The 352-nt window shown below is 64.2% G+C and carries 1 pseudogene; it reads right to left on the reverse strand.

Going from position 1 to position 352, the window contains the following annotated elements:
* A pseudogene (locus tag BN358_RS10180) lies at positions 1–239 on the reverse strand (ABC transporter substrate-binding protein); the annotation flags it as partial.
* Positions 240–352 lie beyond the last annotated feature (113 nt).

Genomic DNA, 352 nt, shown 5'->3' on the forward strand with positions numbered 1-352 from the left:
TTGTTGTCCGCGTACTGGAGGTCGACCGTGCAGCCGGCTCCCTGAAGTGCCTTCTGCAGCTGTGCGCCGTCGTTGATCCAGCGCTCCAGGGTCCGGGTGGGCATCGAAATGCCCACGTTGCAGTCCTTCAGCTGGGCACCTCCCGTGCCGGCCGGGGTGGTGGTGCTCGAGCACGCAACGAGCGGGAGCGCGAGCGCACCAGCCGCGATGAGCGCAACGAACCGGGTCTTGTGCGACATCTGTCTTCCTCTCTGAATACTTGTCGCTGAAACCCCGCGCGGGCACACCTGCGTTCTCGCCCGGGGCAGAGGACTGCGTGTTGCAGCCTTTGTCGATACCCGCAACATAATGA

The organism is Sedimentibacter sp. B4, from assembly GCF_000309315.1.
In the GTDB taxonomy this organism is placed as follows: Bacteria; Bacillota; Clostridia; order Tissierellales; family Sedimentibacteraceae; genus Sedimentibacter; species Sedimentibacter saalensis.